Origin of the sequence: Chryseosolibacter indicum (genome assembly GCF_018598585.1) — a bacterium.
GTDB classification, from domain to species: domain Bacteria; phylum Bacteroidota; class Bacteroidia; order Cytophagales; family Cyclobacteriaceae; genus Chryseosolibacter; species Chryseosolibacter indicus.
In genome coordinates this window covers 171,119-192,990 of sequence record NZ_JAHESD010000002.1, presented here as the reverse complement: position 1 = coordinate 192,990, position 21,872 = coordinate 171,119, and the positions used below count along the sequence as shown (strand labels likewise).

Here is a 21,872-nt window from a genome sequence, read left to right as displayed (position 1 = left end):
ATTAAAAACTTATGTCTACACCAAGTGCGTAAACTTTTAGATTGGGGTATACCCGCCCACTGTTCACCTTACCATCAGAAGTAGCAAGACTGCTATTGAATTCCGAAATCTCCGGATCATAGCCATTGTTCATTTCAGTAACCGTAAGCAAATTCTGACCTGTGAGGTAAACACGCAGATTGTTCAACCCGATTTTGTTTGCAAGGCTATTGGGAAGCGAGTAACCAATTTGAACATTCTTCAGGCGTGCATAAGCCGCATTTAACAACCAATAGTCAGAGCCGGCATTGTTGTTTGTAGACGCGGTACCAATGGTAAGGCGCGGATAAGTAGCATCAGGGTTGGTAGGTGTCCACCGGTCGAGGTGTTGCTCATAAACATTTTCCCAATTGTTATGGAACGCCTCAACAGACTCACCACGCAGGTATAAATTTCTTTTCCCAACGCCTTGAATAAAGAACGAAAAATCGAAGTTCTTCCAGGTTAATCCGTAAGTAAGTCCAAATGTATAACGGGGAAAAGGATTGCCGATTACAAATCGATCTCGTTCATTAATAACACCATCTGCATTCTTGTCAACATATCGAATATCTCCAGGAGAAACGGCTCCATTGGCTACAAATCCTGGTTTAGGACCTTCTTCAATTTCAGTCAGGTTCTGATATAATCCTTCAGATCTGTACCCATAGTACGACTTAATAGGAAAACCCTCTCGTATGATCACCGCTCTGTCGCCACCTTCTATTGTCTCCTTCCCTTTTACATCTACAACAGCATTCAAGTTATCCGCAAGGTTAGCAGTGATTCTATGATTGAGAACTGCACCTTTGCGATTGTAGGTTAGTGACATCTCCCAACCTTCATTATCAACTACAGCCGCATTTACTACAGGTGCATCTGCACCATAAGCACCTGGAACGGCAAGATCCAATAATATGTCCTCTGTTCTTTTCTTGAAATAGTCATAGCTGAATAACAACGCACCATCGAGAAGATCTATCTCTGCTCCCACGTCTATCATTGTTGATGTCTCCCATGTTATATCAGGATTGGAAGAACTGAAATAGGCACCGGCGACGCTATTATTGTTGAACCCGTAATTACCACTATTACCATATTCTAAATTATCTGGCAGATTCCTGATATTACTTGTGTATTGAAACGGATCGATATTCTGATTGCCTAACTTCCCCCAGGAAGCTCTTACTTTAACATTTGCAAAACTCTTTATCGAAGAGAGAAACTCTTCCTCAGTCAACCTCCATCCCGCTGATACGGAAGGGAAAAATCCCCAGCGGTTACCTTTAGCAAAGCGTGATGAGCCATCATATCGGAAGTTTGCTTCAAACAAGTACTTCTCTCTGAAGTTATAATTCACCCTTCCGAAAAAAGAATTTAAAGTCCATGGTGTTCCCCTTCTGTTATAAGACTCCCTGGAATCGATTTCGGTTTCAGACGTAGAAAAACCAAACTCGTTGTCAACGTTAAGCTTCCTGATTTGATTGTTATTTTCTGTATAGCCCTCACTGGAGTAACCACCAAGAACACCAATAGCATGGTCGTTAAATGTTACTTTATAGTCAGCTACAAGTTGTGCATTGGTTTGTAAGGTTTTTGAATTATAGTCTTTGATGAAATTCTGACCATCACCACCAATGTATGGAAGATAATTAATTGCCTTTCTAAACTCGTATGTCTGATAATTCCAAAGACTTCCTCCAAAGACCCCCCTGATTTTTAAGTCCTTCAAAATGTTGAGCTCGGCGAAAATATTCCCGGAAAAATTATCATTGTCGTGCGTGCGTATTCCACCCTTCTCTAGTTTAGCCAACGGATTAGAGGAAGATGTTGGCGCTATGTTATAATTTCCTACAGAATCTTTAATAGGATATAACCTGGGAATTCGGCTGGCATCTGCTACAATAAATTCTGTAGTATGCGCGTGCTCCTTAATGTGATTGTTTGTATACGCAAGCATAATACCTGCCTTTAGCCTATCATTGATCCTGGTCGTTATATTGGTCCTGGCGTTAGTTCTTTCATAACCATAGTTTGGACCGACAAAACTGCTGGACTGATTCATACGGCCCAATGAAATAAGATACGTCGTATTTTCTGAACCACCACTAACACTCAAATTATGGCTTTGCTGCGCAGCCTTGTCTTTGAATATCTCATCCATGTACCAAGCATTTGGTTTTGCATTATGGATACGGGTAAGATCATCAGGACTGAATTGTGGTGCTTGTCCTGAATTAACTAGTGCTTCGTTCTTGAGCATGGCAAACTCATAAGCGCTTACAGGCTTCTGAGTAAATGTCGGCGCTTGAAAACCATAAATACCGTTATAGGTGACAACGGGTTTCGTACTTAAGCTTCCCTGCTTCGTTGTCACCAGCAAAACCCCATTAGCAGATCGTGATCCATAGATCGCTGATGAGGCCGCATCTTTTAACACAGAAATACTTTCAATATCGTTCGGGTTTATTGAACTCAAAACACCCGCATTGGAAGGTATACCATCAATAACAATCAGCGGGGAATTATCACCTAACGTTCCTATACCCCTTATATTAATATTTAACTGAGCGCCTGGCTCACTACTCTGTTGTTGGATAATTAAATTAGGGGCTGTTCCCTGAAGTGCCTGTACTACCGTAGTAACGGGTTTGCTTTCTAACGCTTCTTCCTCTATCGTACTTACAGAACCTGTGAGATTAATTCTTTTTTGGGTTGCATAACCCACAACCACTACTTCTGCAAGCGATTCAACAGAAGGCTTCATGGATACACTAATTTCCGTTCTTCCCCGAACAGGAATCTCTAACGTGCTATATCCTATAAACGAGAATATAAGAACCGCATCAAGTGTATCGTTCACATTGATAGTATACTTACCATTAGCATCTGTCGATGTGCCCATGGTTGTTCCCTTTACAATCACTGTTACACCTGGAAGTCCTTCTCCCAATTCATCCCGCACCTGCCCTATTATCGGGTATGCTGTAGTATATTTTGCAGGAACATCAATATGTGAGGTTGCTGGTGCCTTAAGAATAATTTTATCCTTTACAACACTAAACGAAACACCAAGCGGGAGAAATAATCTTCGCAGCGTATTCTCCAAATTCTGGTTCTTCACCTGAAATGTTATTCTCTTCGAAACATCAATAGCACTATTGGAATAAATAAAGGAGTATCCACTCAGTTTTTCAATGCGGTCCATTACCGTGCTCAGGGGTTCGTCCTTCACATCAATAGAGATGTTTTTCTTGGCGCTTCCATTCTGAGAAGAGTAAATGCTGGCATTTCCCTCGTAACCTAAAAAAACTATCAGGCAAAGCAGCATAAGACCTGGTGGCGCTAATTTCGAAATAAATGACTGTAGAGGTTTTACCATACACTTAGGTTTAGTGTTTATGTTAATAGATTACCAATGTAGAATCTGTAATAGTATATTTAAACTGACTGGTCAGTGATAAGTAATACATGATTTCATTCAAAGAGGAGTCTTCAAAAGTCGCCGTAAATTCATGTTTCGCTATTTTAGGATCTTTAATAAGAACTTTCTTTCCAAAACTCCGCTCAAGCTGTCTGCTAATTGATTCAAGTGTCTCTGACTTATAAATCAGCTTTCCGTTAATCCATGCTTTATCATCAAGTGTGTTTGTTACTTCTGTCTGTATCTCCCCTGAAAGCGCCGAGTAAGTAACTTTATCACTCTTAGTTAAGAGTAAGGTATCAAGATACTGCTGTGAATGGTGAGCCTTCGGCATAAATGCAACTTTGCCAGAAACTACAGAAGTTTGTATTTTTTCTTCGTTGGAGTAAGCTTTTACATTAAAGGAAGTACCAACTACCTTAATAGAAGCATCACTTAAATGAATATAGAATGGCTTTTCCGGATCGGCTGCAACATTAAAGAATGCCTCTCCTGTAAGAAACACCTCTCGTGAATCACCAGCAAAAGTTTTAGGATAACTGATCCTGGAATCCGAATTTAACCAAACACGACTTCCATCGGTGAGAGTAATCATCGACCTTGATCCTTTACCACTATACTTTTCCATGAGCTGTGCAGGCTTATAGGAAAACAAGGTGTAAGAATACAAGCCAATACCAATGGCGAGAACGACTACAGCGGCGGCAGCGATCCTTATGAAAGATAGCCTTCTGGTCTTAACCACCGGATTACGTTCATTTATTTTCGCTAATACTTTCTTTAGTGCCTCCTCTGAATCGGATGACTGATTATAGTATACTTCCTGTTTCCAGAATTTTTCTATGACACTATAACGCTCCTGGACCTCTGGCGAATCCTTTAAAATCTCCTTCAATTCTGCTTCCTCCTCCGGCGTAATCTCACCCTTAATGCTTTTCGTGACAAGCCACAAGTATCTTTCGTTCTCCATTGATATTAGGTTCATGCATCCAGTCAAACTGGAGGCTCATGACGTAAAGACCGGAATAAAGAAAAAACTACTTACAAGGCGTAAAGATTTTTTTTTGAACTCCTGATCATCAGTGTTTCCACATTTAATATTAGTGTGTGCGTTTTAACACAACTTTTTATTATCGTTCAGCTACTTGAAAGTTTACAATAAATCTTCAACTTTAAGCCATTATACTAAAAGCACAAATTCAACGCAGTCTCTACCGTATTGAGTAAGTTCTAAAGAACAATTATCAGTATTAAATCCCACACGTTAGTTTTTACATGAGCTTCACAGCTTGTGCACAGCATAACCCCATAGCAAAGGAATAATTAACAACCAAAACCTTTATGTTATGACTAAAAACTTTAGCTCTCTTAAAAAACACGCAATGTTGTTATTTGCATTGCTTCAATTCCTGGCGCTGTCGTCGGAGGCACAGATAAACTGGCCTGCAGGACAGCTGCTTCCTTCCTTTCCCGCTCCTGCCCAAACACAGGATCATATTACGCTACGGGAGACATCTAGACGATGGGAGGGCGAAGGCAATCAGCTGGGTCACAAAACAGGGAGGCCCGAATCTGACGGATGGCTTTGCCAGGTAGGCATTGATGCACCCAATGATCACATGATTTATGGACCCTATGACACAGGCATACCTGCAGGACCTAATGTGGCTGAGTTCCGTATGAAAGTTGACAACAACACTGCAAATAACGACCCTGTAGTAGATATCGATGTACGCAACGCTACCACTGGTGCAACACTTGCCTCTCAAACCATTACCCGCCAACAATTCCGCATTGCTGGAGATTATGTAAATTTTACATTGCCTTTTAACATGCCCGCAGCCAATCAGTCTATAGAGCTGCGTGTATTCTGGCATGGAACATCATATACTAAAGTAGATTGGGTTGGCGTGTCTCAAAACTCATCTGACGAGCTCTATTTATTTGCTTCCTTAAAAGGCATAGTAAACAAAACGCAACCCCGCATATTTTCCTATGAAGGTGATGCCTTTGCTGAAGGTCCTTACACATGGCTTCAGTCGTTAAACCTGGCTTGGACAGAGCCTGCTGATAAATGGGATCTTATTACTAAATACCGCAGTGAGATAGCAGGCCTGATCGTATATGATCCTGATCAGATCCATACAGTAAACCTCGCCACCATGCTTGCCAAAAATCAGGGTGCACTCATTGCGTCTCCTACCTTGCTATCACGTCTGACTGCGGCGCCATACAACTTACCTGTATTGCTTGATCTGCGTGGTCAGTTCACCAGTAAGCTACAGGTGTATCAAACACTGTATGATACATATTGGCCAAGCCTCGACCATCGCCTATTAATAGGGTTAAACCCTGACATTCACAAAGCTGCCTTGCGCGAGTATGCCACAGCGTTGGGTGCTGCCGTAATATGGCTTAACCCTGATGTTCCGGGCGAGAGTGAATTGCTAAACAAATTCTTATCCTCTATGCCTGCAGGAGCCAACTACATGGGCTGGTGGCCTGAAGAGCAGCCCGGTGTGCAACGTGCTTCAACCTATGGCATTGCCACCATTGCCAGTGACTGGTGCTCAAACCTGACGATGCATAGCGGTATGCCTCGCACAATAAATCCTAAGCCTATACCTCCTAGGCCAGCACTACAAAATAAACTCTACGTTGCTTTTATTTTAAGTGATGGCGATAACCTGCAGTTTATAGAGCACCTCATGCGTAAGCTCTGGAGTAATCCTGATCGTGGTTCTGTACCCATCGGATGGACACTCTCACCTGCCATGGTTGATGCCATGCCCGGAGCCTTAAATTACTTCTGGCAAACCGCTACCAATAACGACAACTTAATCTCGGGCCCTTCAGGTTACGGTTATGCCTATCCAAACGATTGGCCTAGTCAAAACCTATTAAACCAATTCGTTTCGAAAACAGAGGAATATAACAAACGCGCCGGCTTCAGAGTTGTAACCATTTGGAACACTATTACAGGGGGGATTGATCAAAATGTCGGAGAAGCATTTGCCACATACGCCCCATCATTGCTTGGTGTCACAGCGCAAAATACAGGTGGAGGACTCACCATTTACAACGGAAGTCTTCCGGGCATGGCGCTGGCCTGTAACTACTGTACACAGGAACAAGCCATGATTGAGCATATCGCTTCAGCATCACAAGGATGGGATGGCACTGAGCCACGCTTCATTATCATACAGGCACAACCCTGGAATGATGTGAAACCCACTAACTTTAAAAACGTAGCGAACTCCCTCAATGACGACTATGTGGTAGTACGTCCTGATCATATTTTCCAGCTTATCCGTGAAGCGAATGGCCTCCCCGTTGAACCCGTTCTTGCAACCCAGGATATTACGAATCTTGGAGGAACAGTAAATGCGCAATATCAAACAGGTTCTCCAAGAGGTGAAGAATATACCAATCTGATCGACAACCAGACGAACACCAAGTACCTGACATTCCATCCTTCTGCATGGTTACAGTACCAGGCTCCTTCGCCTTACGTGGTGAAAAGTTATACCATCACATCAGCCAACGATCACCCGGAACGCGATCCCCTTAACTGGACTTTACAAGGATCGAATAACGGAACTACCTGGACTACGTTGGATAGCCGGACTAACCAGGATTTTCCTAGGAGGTTTCAAACCCGAACCTTTACCTTCGAAAACAGCACGAGCTATACCCATTATAGGTTTAACATGACCAACAACAACGGGTCCACCCTTCAACTGGCAGAAGTTGAATTATTTGGAAATCTTGCTACCCAGTTAACTTCGGAAAATGCAAAACCCAAAGACAGAAAAAGTCAGGTTTCAATCCACCCGGTCCCTGCTTCCAGCGAGTTGCTTGTAACTGGTGTGGGTGATCATGTGCAGGTAGGTATCTATAACTTGCAGGGAGAGTTAATGCTGAACAAAAGCACCCTTACCCAGGATCAACCTTCAGTTGACGTCACACCGCTTAAGCCCGGCGTATACATGCTCAAAATAGAAGATGAGAAAAACACCGTGTTAAGATTTATTAAAGAATAAATACACACCTCTTAGTTTCCCGTCCTGCACCACTCCGTCAGGACGGGAATATTACTTCTTCAGTTGCTACCGAAGACTTCCGCCAAGTCCCATTAATTCCCCTCTCTCTCCCCAACCTTCCCCCCTGTTTCACAGCCATAAAATTATTATTTCTCCCCATGATGCCTTAAGGATGCCTCGAGGATGCTTCGAGTATGCTTCGAGTATGCCTCGACTTTGACTATCCTAAAAGGCTTGTCTAAACGTTAAATTCTGCTCATGCCCATAGTATCTCTTTTCATAAGGATTAAGAGATCAGTAAGACAAACTGTCCATTAATACCGACAATAAGACAGATAGGGTTAATCAAGAGAGCCAGAAAAGGAAACTCAGCTGTTTATAGGCAATAATGGATTGGGGGAAAAGGCCCTTTAATACGGCACTTCGGGCTTTTAAAACAATTAAAGATTACTAAGGCTCAATAATAGCTTCAGGATGACAATAAAGAGCCCATACCAGGAAAGAAAAGGATATTCCCTACTTATGATCTCTTACAGTAATAATTACACGTTGGTATCTGGTCAAGGCAGGCACTCCATCATCCACTGCCTCAATTTCTAACTTCTGATACCAGAGCTACATTTTATTCATTAAGCGTTTCAAGAAATTATTAAAGCAAGGAAGCTATAAACGTTTGGCACGATCATGTTCTATAGTAAGAAATACGCTATTTAGCCTAAAAATAAAACCATGGAGATTATAAGAATTGGCTCTCAACCATCAACAAAAGGACCGGAAGACTGGTTTACAGGTACAGTACGTATAGACCCCTTATTTCAACCCAATGAATCCAGAAGGGCTGCGGCATCAACAGTAACTTTTGAGGCAGGGTCACGAACAGCCTGGCATACGCATCCATTGGGACAAACACTCATTGTTGTGTCAGGACTGGGTTGGGTACAACGCGAAGGTGGCCCTATTGAAGAGATCCGACCTGGAGATGTAGTGTGGTTTGAGCCTGATGAAAAGCATTGGCACGGAGCCTCTCCTAAAGTAGCCATGATTCATATCGCAATCCAGGAACAATTAAACGGTAAAGTTGTTACCTGGATGGAGAAAGTTACTGACGAACAATATTCAGGTAGAACTTCAAACTAACATGCGATATGGCGAGAATATTTATAACAGGCTCTGCTGATGGTCTTGGACTACTTGCTGCAAAATCACTCGTAAATCAAGGACACAACGTAGTACTTCATGCACGCAATCCTGAACGTGGCAAGCAGGCTATTGACAATGTACCAGGAGCTGAAACTGTTTTCACAGCAGACTTATCTGATATAGAAGAAACGAAGATGCTTGCACATGAAGTAAATAACTCCGGAGCATTTGATGCGATCATTCACAATGCAGGAGTTTACCAGGTTGCCTCGAAAACAATTTTCGCTGTTAACACCTTAGCCCCTTACATCCTTACTTGTTTGATCCATAAGCCTAAGCGTTTAATCTACCTCAGCTCAAGCTTGCATCTGCAAGGTAAGCCAAATCTTGAAGAATTTAAAATCAATACAAACCACTTAAGTTATTCAGACTCTAAACTTCATGTGTTAATGCTTGCCAAGGTAATTGCCCGTAAATGGCCTGACGTCTATGCTAACGCTATGGATCCGGGATGGGTTCCTACCAGGATGGGTGGTAAAGGTGCGCCTGACGATCTTCAAAAAGGGTATGAAACACAAGTCTGGCTCGCAACAAGTGATGACATCAACACTAAGGTAAGCGGTAGATACTTTCATCATCAAAAGGAAAGACGTCACAACCCGATGGCCGATGACATAACGCTTCAGGAAAAGTTTTTAGAGACTTGTAAGATGATAACAGGAGTTTCCTTCCCTTATAGTCAAGGTTTACGATCATGAATGAATTTACACGGCACTCGTGGCTTTTTACCTGACAATCTATTTAAAATTCCTTCCCTTAGGGAATATATGCCCTTGTACAACCTCACTTTCTTTTTTTGAGAGGAAAGGTGATGTAGTTTCATCTGATCTGGAAGTAGGTTTTAATGAAAGTTCCGCTTTCGCGGATGTGAGGCGTTGTAATAACCTCGAGTAATTATAGCAACGCTTCACAATCACATGAATCACTTCACCTTCAATCTGAAGCTGTCCTTCTACCATAAGCAGTCTGGATTGAATGATCTCCTTTCGATATTGATCAAACAACTGATGGAATACAACTAAGTTAGCGGTGCCTGTTTCATCTTCTATTGTAATAAAGCAGATGCCTTTTGCTGTTCCTGGTCTTTGTCGTACAAGAATTAAACCTGCTACCTTAACAAGATCACCGTTTTTCCTTGTAGCAAGGGCTGATGCGGAGAGAATATTCAATTGATCAAGCTGACTTCGTATAAGCCCTACCGGGTGAGCTTTCAGCGACAACGATGTTGCTGCATAATCCTGAACCACATGCTCAGGTAAGGTCATCTCCGGCAGCTTCACTCCATGCTCATGAATGTGTTGCCCCGCAAACAGATCATTACGGTAATCCTGTACCGAAACTTCCCATAATGCTTTTCTTCTATCATGCCCTACTGACTGAAATGCATCTGCATCAGCAAGTTTTTCAAGTACGGTATCTGTAAGTCCTGTCTTTCTGCGAAGTTCTGCTATAGAACCAAAGCCATCCTTCCTGGCATTGACCAGTAACTTCATTTCCTCTTCCCTCAAACCTTTAACCTGTCGAAAACCTAAGCGAAGCGCATGAAATTCTCCTGATTTCTCTTCCAGGTTATTATCCCAATAAGAATGGTTAACATCCACCGGCCTTACTTCAACACCATGTTTGCGTGCATCTATAATGATCTGTGCTGGTTGGTAAAAACCCATAGGCATACTGTTAAGTAAGGCACAAGCAAATACATCCGGGTAATAACACTTGATCCAGGAAGAAACGTATACAAGAAGAGCAAAGCTCACCGCATGGCTCTCAGGGAAACCATAACTTCCAAACCCTTCAAGTTGTCTGAATACTCGTTGTGCATACTCAAGCTTATAACCGTTTTTCACCATGCCATTAATAAGCTTCTGTTCAAAGTGTGACACCTGCCCTTTTACTTTAAATGTAGCCATACTCCTACGAAGCGCATCAGCCTCGGCTGGAGTAAATCCTGCTGCAACAATAGCAATCTTCATAGCCTGCTCCTGAAACAAGGGCACACCCAGGGTGCGACTTAATATTTCTTCCAACTCCTTTGAGGGATACTCAACAGGTTCTTGCCCATTACGTCTTCGCAAATAAGGATGCACCATATCTCCTTGTATAGGACCAGGCCTCACAATGGCAACTTCAATTACAAGATCATAAAACTCCTTGGGCTGCAATCTGGGCAACATAGATTGCTGCGCGCGGCTCTCGATCTGGAAAACCCCAATAGTATCAGCATGACTCACCATTTTATAAACCTGCGGGTCATCCTGTGGAATATTAGCAAGTGTAAGATCAAGGTTATAGTGGGCTTTAGCCAGATCAAAAGCTTTACGTATACAAGTGAGCATGCCTAGGGCCAGCACATCAATTTTAAGAAAATGCAACGCATCAATATCATCTTTATTCCATTCAATATTGGTGCGATCTTTCATACGTGCATTCAGAATAGGACAAAGATCTGATAGCTTGCCTTGTGTAATTACAAAACCTCCTGTATGTTGCCCTAACTGGCGAGGGAAACCAATGAATTGATTTGTCAGCTCAAGTACTTTCCTGATTGTAGGATCATCCGGGTTAATACCCTGGCTGATAATTCTGTTCCTGTCAAATCCCTCCTCTGAAAAATCCCATATCAAACCAGACAAACGACTTATGATATCAGCTGATAACCCCATGGCTTTACCTACATCTCTGATGGCCCCTTTATGATGTTGTTGTGTAACAGTAGCAACAACTGCAGCACGATCACGCCCGTACTTATTATAGATATACTGCATTACTTCTTCCCTCCTTTCATGCTCAAAGTCAACATCAATATCGGGTGGCTCATTTCGGGCAGAAGAAATAAAGCGCTCAAATAATAAGTCAAATTTTGACGGATCAACAGAGGTTATCCCCAAACAATAACATACAGTGGAATTGGCCGCTGAACCCCTGCCCTGACATAATATTTTCTGATCACGTGCATAACGAACAATATCATATACAGTAAGGAAATAAGCCGCATAATTCATTTTCTCAATGAAGGATAACTCGTGCTCAATATTTGCCTTCACTTTTTCAGGAATATCCTTGCCATACATTTGTTCTGCTCCTTGTTTGGTTAAGAAAGCAAGTTCATCTTGGGGGCTTCGCCCTTCAGTAGTAAGCTCCTCAGGATAACAGTATTGCAACTCGTCCAATGCAAACGAACATGCTTCTGCTATTACCTGTGTTTGATAAATAGCATCAGGATATTGCCTGAACAAGCGGTTCATTTCTTCAATTGGTTTTAAATAACGTTCTGCATTAGCATACAACCTGAAGCCTGCATTGTGTATAGTACACTTCTCCCGTACACAGGTTACAATGTCTTGCAGCTCCCTTCGCATGGGGTGATGATAATGCACATCATTTGTAGCAACCATAGGCATCACCAGTTGCTGAGATAATTGCGAGATACGATGTAGCTTCTTTGCATCATCACCGGAATAAGAGCGGGATGCTGCTATATATAAATGCTCGCCCAGAGTATCTTTATATTCCTTCAGTTCTTTCTTGAATTCATCTTCAAAATCAAACGCAGCATTGAGATTTACAGGTGGTATAACTATAAACTTCGATCCCCTGGCATGTTGATAAACGTCTGATTTATAGAGATCACATTTTCCTTTTTCAGTTCTCAGGTTCCCGGTGGTAAGCAAGGCTGATATACGGGCATATGCATCTTTATTGGTAGGAAAAACAAGTAAACTTGGGCCGTCAAGAAGATCTAGTCTGCACGCTGGAATTATTCTGATGCCTTGCTTTTTAGCTTCAACATGTGCACGTACAATACCGGCAAATGTATTCCGATCTGTGATAGCAATTGCTGAATAGCCATAGGCTTTTGCTTGCTCAACAAATTCTTGCGGATGCGATGCCCCTCGTAAAAAACTGAAGTTGGATGTAACTTGTAATTCAATATAATTCATGCTGCTCATTTCTCCCTACGCAAAAAATCCATGCAGGAACCATTGATAAATTTTGTCATGGTAATGTCCTAACCTGAATATCCAATACCGGCGTCCCTCCTCATCCTCTACACGATAATAATCACGATGTTGGCCTTGCTGCAACCACCACTCTTGTTCAATGCGTTCTGGTCCATCAGCTTTGCTAATCATATGCACCTTGTCTTTATAGCGAAATAACATAGGTGGGTAGTCAGGAATAGGTGCCGTAACTTCAATAGGTTCAGGCTTAGGCAATAATTGCACAGGCCTCGGTTTAATAGGCCATTGAGTGCTTGGCTTTTCCTGGAGTGAGGTGGCAAGTTTTACAGAACGCTCTGGCCAATAATGTTCATCAGGAAGATAACGGTGAATAACATGTGCACCAATTCTTACAGCTAACCTGTCAAGCAATTCAGATAAACGAATGTCCTCAAGCCCACCCGATTCATTCCACATCTGCTCCTGCTGCGGCAAGTACTCTTCTATGATCGGAGCCTCCAAAACAAATAGTTCAATACCTAAAGATGGTTCAATTGTTCCTAAATTAATTTGAAACAGTTTAAGAAGATGTTCAACATGGTGTGACGGTCGATTGGTCCCAACTTCAACCTTCTCTACTTTTCCATCTATACGATAACCTTTAAAAATAGCTTTCCGAAGTCCCTTCTGTCCACGTTGAAGACGAAAGCAAAGCTTGGTAAGTAATTCTTTCAATGCCATCTCAATACCTGTAGATGTTGCTACCGGATCAAAGCAAGGCAATCTTTCCTGGTACAACTCCACTGGATGAACAGGACTAAGTATTTCTATTTCGCTCCCCAGGGCCTTATCCAAACGCTGCAAAAAATGCTGACCAAAACGCCTTCTTAATGAAGTACGTGGCATGCGAATAAATTGACGAATGGTATGTAGTCCTAATTTATGCAAACGTTCAGTAACATCTGCTTCTAGGCGCAAAGCTTCAGGTGGTAGATTTACCAACGCATCTATTGTTATCCCACTTTCAATAATCAATGAACCATTTCCAAAACGGGCAACACCCCACGCAATCCCTACTGTATCTGCCATTGCTATACGCACATCATAACCACGTGCTTGCAGCTTTCTCGTAATGTCTTCAATGTATTTGTCATCACCACCCCAAAGATGCGAACAGCCTGTTGCATCAAACAAAAGGCCATCAGGAGGATCGATAGCTACAAGTGGTGTAAAACGGATACACCATTCTGCAAGCCGTCGGAGTAACTTATCAGTAAGATCTGGTATATCATCCTGTACTTGTAATTCGGGCACTAAAGCCTTTGCATCGGCAACTGCCATTTCGCAATGTAAGCCTTGCTGTGCTGCTACAGAATTTGCTGCCGTAATAATCATTCGTCCCCGGGAAGGAGAGCGAAGAACAAATGGCAATTTCTTTAATTCAGGTTGTCGGAGAGAAAACCAGTCCGTGCGTAAATAGCGGAACCATATTGAAACAAAACGCCCCATCTCTCATCCTGCTTTTTGGTTTTGTTCAGTAAATAATGATACTGTTTTATAGATTGGTACAAATTTTCCATCAACCCATTGGATATCCCAGCTTTGAGGCTTGCCATTTCTCACTTTCATAAGTTCAACATGCCATTTAGGACTACCTACACCAGGTAAATCATCAATTGTTTCACTCGGTAATGGAGAGACCTTCCATCGCGATGCGCATGCAGTTGCACTTATCTTTTTTGTTTGATGACAAAGAAGAAAACCAGTTACCTTATTTTGCTCTGCTGCAAGCTGAAAACGTCGGGATTCTATAAAACTTATTTCCTTCACTTCTGCAACTACAGCAGTAAGTGCTTTACACTTTAGCGCTTCTTCCATTACCCAATGCACATCTCTTTGTTTTGAAACATCAATGAAGATGATACGCTCCGGAGAAAGATTAAAAGCTGGAAGCGATGGAGGAAAGAGATAACGTGAGGTACCGATCCAAAGTAATACACCATCCACGCCTAGCAATGAAGAAAGTAATCCTGAAAGAAAGCCATTTGTTGCGGCACGATGTTCCTGCTGCGATGTAATAAACTCATGTATACAAGACAACGGAAAGGATGCATTTGGAAAAGCTTGCTTTATTACTCCCAAATCAGCATCAAGTAAACCATTATTAACTGTACGAAATCCCTGTAACCGAAGAATATCTGATTGTAGCTCAGTTAGAATATCTGCTTTTCTATTCAAAATCATAATAACCCCCGCTTCCGGAAGCAAAGGTAGTTTATACTAATTAAATTAGCCAAATAAACTAATATATTTAGTTGTTAAAACATTAATTCTATGTCTTTTGGATTTGTAAATACCTTAATAATAGAAAGATACATAACAGTTGAAAACTGTAATTAGCGGCACAGGAATGTAAGAAGTTTCGCCGATCCATTGCCTGTTTAACTTTAGTCAAATTAATCTTCACAAAACCAAAAGAGACTGGTAAATTAGTAGCATCATCAACAGCCCTCTCATTGGGCTCTCCATTCCCTCCTTAATCCCACTGGTAGATGTAAAATCTTAAATACTACTACCATGAGAAAACATGTACATTTCACGTCTCTTATCAGAATATTTTTTCTGCTGAGCGGACTTTCATCTGCATCTTTCATGACTCTGTACGGACAAGTAAATACAGAGGTACTTAAACTTGTTAAGGATATTAATGCAACTGGCGAACCATTAACATTCAACGACTACTCCGGTTGGACAGATGTAAATGGTGACTTATACTTTGTCCTGAAGAGCAGACAACTTTGGGTAATCAAACAACCTGATTCAACAGCAATCATGCTGAAGGAGCTTGACTTTATAAGCAACCTGTCAAGTATGAATGGCATCTTATATTTTTCTGCGAATGATGGTATTCACGGAAATGAGGTATGGAAAACCGATGGCACTTCCAATGGTACTGTAATGGTTAAGGATATTAATCCAGGAATAAATGGAAGTGATCCCTCCCTTTTCACGTATAGCAACGGATTAGTTTTCTTTTCAGCACATGATGGTTCAAGAGGTCGTGAGCTCTGGAAATCTGATGGAACAACTCAGGGAACATCTATCGTAATGGATATCATGCGGGTTGTTGGCAGCAGCAACCCATCTAGTCTTACCAACATGAACGGTCTGCTATACTTCGTTACAAATGATGGGCAGCATGGATATGAGATATGGATAACGGATGGCACTACAGAAGGAACTCGGATGATGAAAGACATTCGTCCCCAGCACAGAGTGAGCAGTCATCCCAGGGACCTGATCAACATTGAAGGCAAATTATTCTTTGTGGCATATGATGAATCCTTTTTTAGACGCCTCTGGGTGAGTGATGGTACTGCACAAGGAACAATGATGGTAGCAAAAGTTGGAGAAAACAGCGGGACTCCATTACATACACCTGTTGATGATATGACAGAGCCAACACAACTAACTCATGTTAACGGTGTATTGTATTTTACAGGAAAAGACGCTGCCCATGGCGTTGAACTTTGGAAGAGTGATGGAACAGCTGCGGGTACCCAATTAGTAAAAGATATTGTTCCTGGCTCCCGAAGCCCCCAATATCTTAATTATCTCACCAGCTATAATAACAAACTTTACTTTGTAGCAACTTCCAATTATGATTTATGGATAAGCGATGGAACAGAAAATGGAACCATGAGTTTAACAAACCATAACCAAATGCGTCTCACTGGCTATCCTGATCTTACAGGATTTAAAGGGTCAATGCATTTTCTTGCCTCGTGGGCAACCCAGCTTAACACTGTTCACATCTTCGGTATTGACGCCACCCCTGAAAGCTTAAAATCCGTTATTAGCGATTCGAACGGATACTACAGCCTCACGCATTTAACATCTTCTGGCAATTTCCTTTACTATGTTATAAATGGAAGCCTATGGCGAACAAACGGATCAACCCACCAACGTATTAACCAATTACTCTTTAGTACACGCGATAGTAATCCCGAGAATTTTATTGTCGCAAACGGTATGATGTATTTCAGTGCCTTTGATGGATTTACTTATGGTTTATGGAAAAGTGACGGCACATTGAATGGTACAAGTCTTGTCCACCGGTTTGAAGATAATGTCCAATACCTCACGCAATCTGGAAATTACCTCTACTATTGGGCCAACTCTATCGATACTGACTCCCTTACATTAGATATTAAACTCTGGCGGACGAACCTTATCAATGATGAAACAACCTGGGTAACAGATATCAATAAAGGTGGAGGTGATTATATAGGAGACCTGGAAGATGTTAATGGAACATTATTTTTCTCAATTGAAGTTCCGATGATTGCCGGGCAGGAATTTCCGCGTGAAGCACAGCTTTGGAAAACAACAGGAACTATTGAAAGCACTGAATATATTCGATCTTTCAATGAAGTGGGTGCACCTCCTATCTGGTTGACCAATGTAAATGGTACACTTTTCTTTTCTGCATTAACAGATCCTGAAGTCGGCGAAGAACTTTGGAAAAGTGATGGTACTTCCGCTGGCACAGTAATGGTCAAAAAAATTAATCCTAATCCCCTTGAACCAAGTGCGCCTTCTCAATTAATCAATGTTAAAAACATCTTGTACTTTGTAGCTTATACAGGAGATTATGAATTATGGAGGAGTGATGGAACAGAAAGTGGCACTTTCAGAGTCAAGGATATTAATCCAAATGGTCTTACCAGTCTTGAAGACACCTTATATTTTCAGTCGGATAATCAATTATGGAAATCGGATGGAACAGAAGCTGGCACAGTAGAAGTAGCTACATTCGATACACCAGAAGGAGCCCGTATTTACAGCATGTACTTACTCGGAAGAACAGGCGAAGATCTTATTGTAGCTACGTCTTATGTAAGGAGTACATTTCTCCCTGGCGCTCTTTGGAAGACCAATGGTACTTCTGAAGGAACAGTTGCCATTCTGAACCCTATTGATAACCTCACAAGATTTTCTGACATCACAAGAAAAGGTAATATGATATATTTTACAGGTTCTGTAAATAATACACCTCAGAATAACCTTTGGAGAACTGACGGCACAACATGTGGAACCTTTCCTATATTGACAAGTGGCTCACCACAAAATCTTACAATGTTGGATAATACAATTTATTTAACCTCAACTGATCCACGATTGGGCAGAGAGTTATTTTCATTGGATGAAAGTGCAATACCTGGACCATGTCTTGATGAGGAGGTATATGTAGCGCAAAAGGACATGAATTCACCGAGCCAACACATTATTACTAACTATCCAAATCCATTTACACTTAGCTCTACCCTAAATATTGATGGGCCTCCAAATTCAACATTTGACGTAAGTATCACCGATTACTATGGTAATGTAAGAGAAAGCTATAGTAACCTGCGTTATAACGAGAAGTATGATATTGGCATTCAACTTCCTTCTGGTGTGTATTTACTTAAAGTTATAGCGGGAAGCAACATCTCAACAGTTAGAATTATTAAAAAATGAGCTGAGGTACTAAGCTTTGCTTAGACTTTGTTACTGCGATCTAATATTATAAGCCTGCAACTACATGTTTCAAATGGATGCATTTTATAGCAGCAAATACTACTACTAACATACATGTGTTGCAGGCTTATTACATCTTTATTGTAATTATTTATTTAGCTTTTACTCCTCTGATTCTCGAATGAAATCACAAAATACGGTACTATTCTATATAATTCATATCTGCTAAGGGAATATCACCAAAAATATAAAGGCGAATAAGTTAACCAACAGAACCACACCATATACAATGTTGGTCCTTCCGCTCGCCAATGACAGCATCACAGTAAAAACGGAAAGCCCCAGAAGAATGATTGATTTAATATCTAAACCTAATATGACTTTCAAATCAAAAACAATACTTACAATAGCCACACATGGAATTGTGAGCCCAATACTTGCAAGAGCTGATCCCAGGGCAAGATTAAGACTGGTTTGTAATTTGTTATTTCTTGCTGCAATAATTGCAGCTATTCCCTCTGGCAAAAGAATTACTGCCGCGATTATAATTCCTACTAATGTTTTGGGTAGATTATAACTTATAATAATTCCTTCAATTGCAGATGAAAGTGTCTTGGCAAGGAGTACAACAATTCCAAGACTAACAAGTAAAAATATCAGACTCAATACCAATACAGTGTTTGTGATCTTAACATGATTGTCTGTTTCACTATCGTCTTTTGTAAGAAAGTACTCACGGTGTCTTCGGGTCTGTGCAAGTAAAAAAACGGCGTAAATTATTAAACAGCTAATGGACACAAAGATCAATTGTGGGTTTGAATAGTATGGTCCTTTGATGCTTGTAGTAAATGATGGAAACACCATCGTTAAAATCACAATGGCTACTATTGAAACCAGACCTATAGAAGCGGAGTGTTTGGAAAACCGCTGTTCATAAAATTTTAAACCACCAATGAAAAGACACAACCCTACAATTCCGTTGAGTATTAACATGGTTGCAGAAAAAACTGTGTCTCTCGCCACTGAATTAGCTTCATTTCCTCCGGACACCATAAGCGAAATGATAATCGACACTTCAATGGTTGTAACAGCAACAGCAAGAATAATGGTACCATAAGGCTCTCCCACCCGATGAGCAATAATTTCAGAGTGGTGTACGGCCGACATAACACTAAAGATCAGCAGAACGCTTGTGAGAAATTGAAATATTGCATTGTGATTAACAAAACCAGAGAAGAAAGCAGCCCAGGCAAGCAAGGGAATTATAGTTGTCCATTGTAGTAATAGCCTCATCTAACATCGTTTATGTTAAGAAATCAATTAACTAAAAATATTTCCCATATAGAATTTTAAAGAGAGAATTACTAAGGCATCCCGTCAGGGCTTAAAACAAATAACTAAACGTAAAGCAACAGTTCTGATCTTAAAATAAGTACTTTGCAGTATTACTGGTATCAGGGCGTACAAAGAACCACAGTCATTGTTAGCATTGTAATTTGATTATTTCATACTTACAGGTGAAACCTCAGAAAGACTAATACTATTTATGAAAGGCTTTAAGTGTCTATATTTTTTTGAACTTGATATCAGTTGCTCTATTTATTTCTCCTTTCAAGGTAATGAGCAAGGATAAAAATCAACTTGTTCGACTGGCTGTAATCTCAATAGATAGTGCCGCACGTTTCAAGGTATAGTTAAATCTTTAGAAGCAATAATGTAACACCGATTCAATTGGGATCAAATATCAGTAACCAAATTAATAATCAGCCATTGCTGTCTCAACAGGTTTAACTACTTTCTTAACTGCATTATTTTTTGTTTTCCAACGTTCGTGCATCCATACCCACTGTTCCGGATACTTTCTAATCTCGTTTTCAATAACCATTGTAAATCGTTGGGTATTGGTAATAAGATCATTTTCCTCGTCTCCTGTTCTTTCGAGTTCAATTTCCGGGTAATAATTAATCTCCTGTGTACCGTTCTTATTAAGACGGGCAAAAACAGGAATTACGGCCGCTCCTGTTCTTAAGGCTATCAATGTCGCACCTACAGGAGTAGAACATTCTATACCGAAAAACTTCACAAATACACTTTTAACCCTGGTGTCCTGGTCAATTAAAATTGCCATTGTGCCTCCATTTGAAATATTTTTCATGATACGAAAAGTATCTTTTCCGCGTTCGATGAGTGTTGCACCAAACTTGGTTCTGCTTTCCATAAGAAGCGTGTTCAGATTCCGATCCTTTAAGGGTGTACCGACAATGTAAGGGTGAAAGCCGCGCAACGAAAGATCGGTGGCAATGCTCTCAAAAGGCCCTAAATGAGCAGTGAGGAAAATAACCCCTCGTCTACTATCAAATGCCTCTTCAGCATATTGTTGTCCTTTAATTTTCGTACGCTTATAAAAGTCTTCACTACCCTTTAAAGTAAAGTTTCGAATAACAGAACCAGCATTCTTACCTAACATTTCAATTGCCTGCTCCGACAGTTTCTTAATTTTTTCAGGTGACATTTCTTTTTTAAATGCTAAAGAAAGATGTTGCACCACTTGTCTTTTTAGGCGAGGCGACAGGAAGTAAACAAGTCTTCCAACCCCACCGCTAATCGAAAGCCATACTCTTAAAGGAAGGAGATTAGAGAGACGAATAACTACCAAAACAAATCTGTAAAGCAAGGCGTATTTAAGTTTTCGTCTTGTTGATTTTGATAGTTTAATTGAATTGAACATAGACTTTAATTGAGGTAAACATTCCCGATATCGGGAAAGGGGACGTGTAATAAATACCTGATAGATCATTCAGCTATCAAGTAACGGTTGAATTATCAATAGTGCTGCCATAAGAACCTGATAATTACAAATGCTATTAATACTTCGAACAATCTTATGCCACGCTTGACCTATCGCCATCGTAATTGAAAAGATGTGACCTTAAAAATGGTGTCGATGCTAAACCAGGGAGAACGTGGCGAGCATTAGAACGAAGCCACTTCCATTAGGTAGAAGTATTTAGGAAACGAGCACGACCTAAAACGGTTAATAATTAACGAAACGTTAAATTGAAGTTAAATAATATGGCAGTTGAGGATAAGTTAAGCTTCAGGAGTGTTGAACTGTCCCCAATCAATTAAGTTATTATTAGGAGGTAGCCTGCCAATCTGATTCTACTACCAATCTTCTTTCGTGACATAGTAGTTGTTTGAAAAAAGGTGGGTTTCAAAAGATTTTAGTAATGAATCGGCAAATAAGTTTACCGACTCTACAACTTTGCGTGCAGTGGTATCTTTCCCCTTGCTTAATTTTTTAATATAAAATTCAAGCAAATGATCATCATCTGTCTCGTGTGCATAGGAATGTAAAATGTGCACATTGGATATAGTAAAGCGTACTTTTTCATCTTTAATATCCAAAGTGAAAGTGTACCTCAACCCAGCATTATCAAGGTTATCTAATTTAAAAACGTTTGGATGATAAACTTCTCCCTTTAAGAATTCATTTTCCAATCTCGCTTTAAGAATTTCCTCAGGGCTATTATACACTTCAATAAGCCAGTAGTTAACTTTTATATATATATTATGTGCTTGTTGCCCGCTGACTTCAAATATTTTTTGAGCCTGAACTTTGCCATTACGTTCTTCCCATTGCAATAATTGCGCATCTGCAATAAGTGGCATTTGAATTAGTATAAATGCAAAAAGACGAAATGTGCTTCTCATAATCTTTCA

At 40.7% G+C, this 21,872-nt stretch carries 12 protein-coding genes; 4 read left to right on the top strand and 8 right to left on the bottom strand.

Features of this window, described 5'->3' with window-relative positions:
- Position 1: 1 nt before the first annotated feature.
- Positions 2-3,400: a TonB-dependent receptor gene (locus tag KK060_RS01575; RefSeq protein ID WP_254151646.1), complete on the bottom strand. Its 3,399-nt coding sequence runs from the start codon at positions 3,398-3,400 to the stop codon at positions 2-4.
- 22 nt (positions 3,401-3,422) lie between these two features.
- The gene (locus KK060_RS01570) at positions 3,423-4,412 is read right to left on the bottom strand and encodes a FecR family protein (protein WP_254151645.1); all 990 of its coding nucleotides are present in this window, start codon (positions 4,410-4,412) and stop codon (positions 3,423-3,425) included.
- Positions 4,413-4,788: 376 nt separating this feature from the next.
- On the opposite strand from KK060_RS01570, the gene KK060_RS01565 reads away from it, so the two are divergent.
- From KK060_RS01565 to KK060_RS01555, 3 genes are all read left to right on the top strand, one after another.
- Positions 4,789-7,485, top strand: coding sequence for a T9SS type A sorting domain-containing protein (locus KK060_RS01565; protein ID WP_254151644.1), 2,697 nt, complete (start codon positions 4,789-4,791; stop codon positions 7,483-7,485).
- Positions 7,486-8,214: 729 nt separating this feature from the next.
- Positions 8,215-8,622 carry a (R)-mandelonitrile lyase gene (locus KK060_RS01560; protein ID WP_254151643.1) on the top strand — a complete coding sequence of 136 codons (408 nt, stop codon included), beginning with the start codon at positions 8,215-8,217 and terminating at the stop codon, positions 8,620-8,622.
- 8 nt (positions 8,623-8,630) lie between these two features.
- Complete coding sequence (locus KK060_RS01555; protein WP_254151642.1) at positions 8,631-9,383, top strand: SDR family NAD(P)-dependent oxidoreductase; 753 nt, start codon at positions 8,631-8,633, stop codon at positions 9,381-9,383.
- 39 nt (positions 9,384-9,422) lie between these two features.
- Here KK060_RS01555 and KK060_RS01550 read toward each other — a convergent pair whose 3' ends face one another.
- The 3 genes from KK060_RS01550 to KK060_RS01540 are packed head-to-tail and all read right to left on the bottom strand — an operon-like array spanning position 9,423 to position 14,870.
- A complete protein-coding gene (locus KK060_RS01550) occupies positions 9,423-12,626 on the bottom strand; it encodes an error-prone DNA polymerase (RefSeq protein ID WP_254151641.1) in 3,204 nt (1,067 codons plus the stop codon).
- A 15-nt stretch (positions 12,627-12,641) separates the two neighbouring features.
- Entirely contained in the window at positions 12,642-14,135 is a 1,494-nt protein-coding gene (locus KK060_RS01545) for a Y-family DNA polymerase (RefSeq protein WP_254151640.1), read from the bottom strand.
- Positions 14,136-14,138: 3 nt separating this feature from the next.
- Entirely contained in the window at positions 14,139-14,870 is a 732-nt protein-coding gene (locus KK060_RS01540) for an ImuA family protein (protein WP_254151639.1), read from the bottom strand.
- Between the two features lie 333 nt (positions 14,871-15,203).
- On the opposite strand from KK060_RS01540, the gene KK060_RS01535 reads away from it, so the two are divergent.
- Positions 15,204-18,149: an ELWxxDGT repeat protein gene (locus KK060_RS01535; protein ID WP_254151638.1), complete on the top strand. Its 2,946-nt coding sequence runs from the start codon at positions 15,204-15,206 to the stop codon at positions 18,147-18,149.
- A gap of 225 nt (positions 18,150-18,374) precedes the next feature.
- Here the strand turns inward: KK060_RS01535 and KK060_RS01530 are convergent, their stop codons facing one another.
- From KK060_RS01530 to KK060_RS01520, 3 genes are all read right to left on the bottom strand, one after another.
- Positions 18,375-19,442 (bottom strand): calcium:cation antiporter, encoded by a 1,068-nt coding sequence (locus KK060_RS01530; RefSeq protein ID WP_254151637.1) that lies wholly within the window; start codon positions 19,440-19,442, stop codon positions 18,375-18,377.
- Positions 19,443-19,905: 463 nt separating this feature from the next.
- Positions 19,906-20,877, bottom strand: coding sequence for a lysophospholipid acyltransferase family protein (locus KK060_RS01525; protein ID WP_254151636.1), 972 nt, complete (start codon positions 20,875-20,877; stop codon positions 19,906-19,908).
- 437 nt (positions 20,878-21,314) lie between these two features.
- Positions 21,315-21,821: a DUF4468 domain-containing protein gene (locus KK060_RS01520; protein WP_254151635.1), complete on the bottom strand. Its 507-nt coding sequence runs from the start codon at positions 21,819-21,821 to the stop codon at positions 21,315-21,317.
- Positions 21,822-21,872 lie beyond the last annotated feature (51 nt).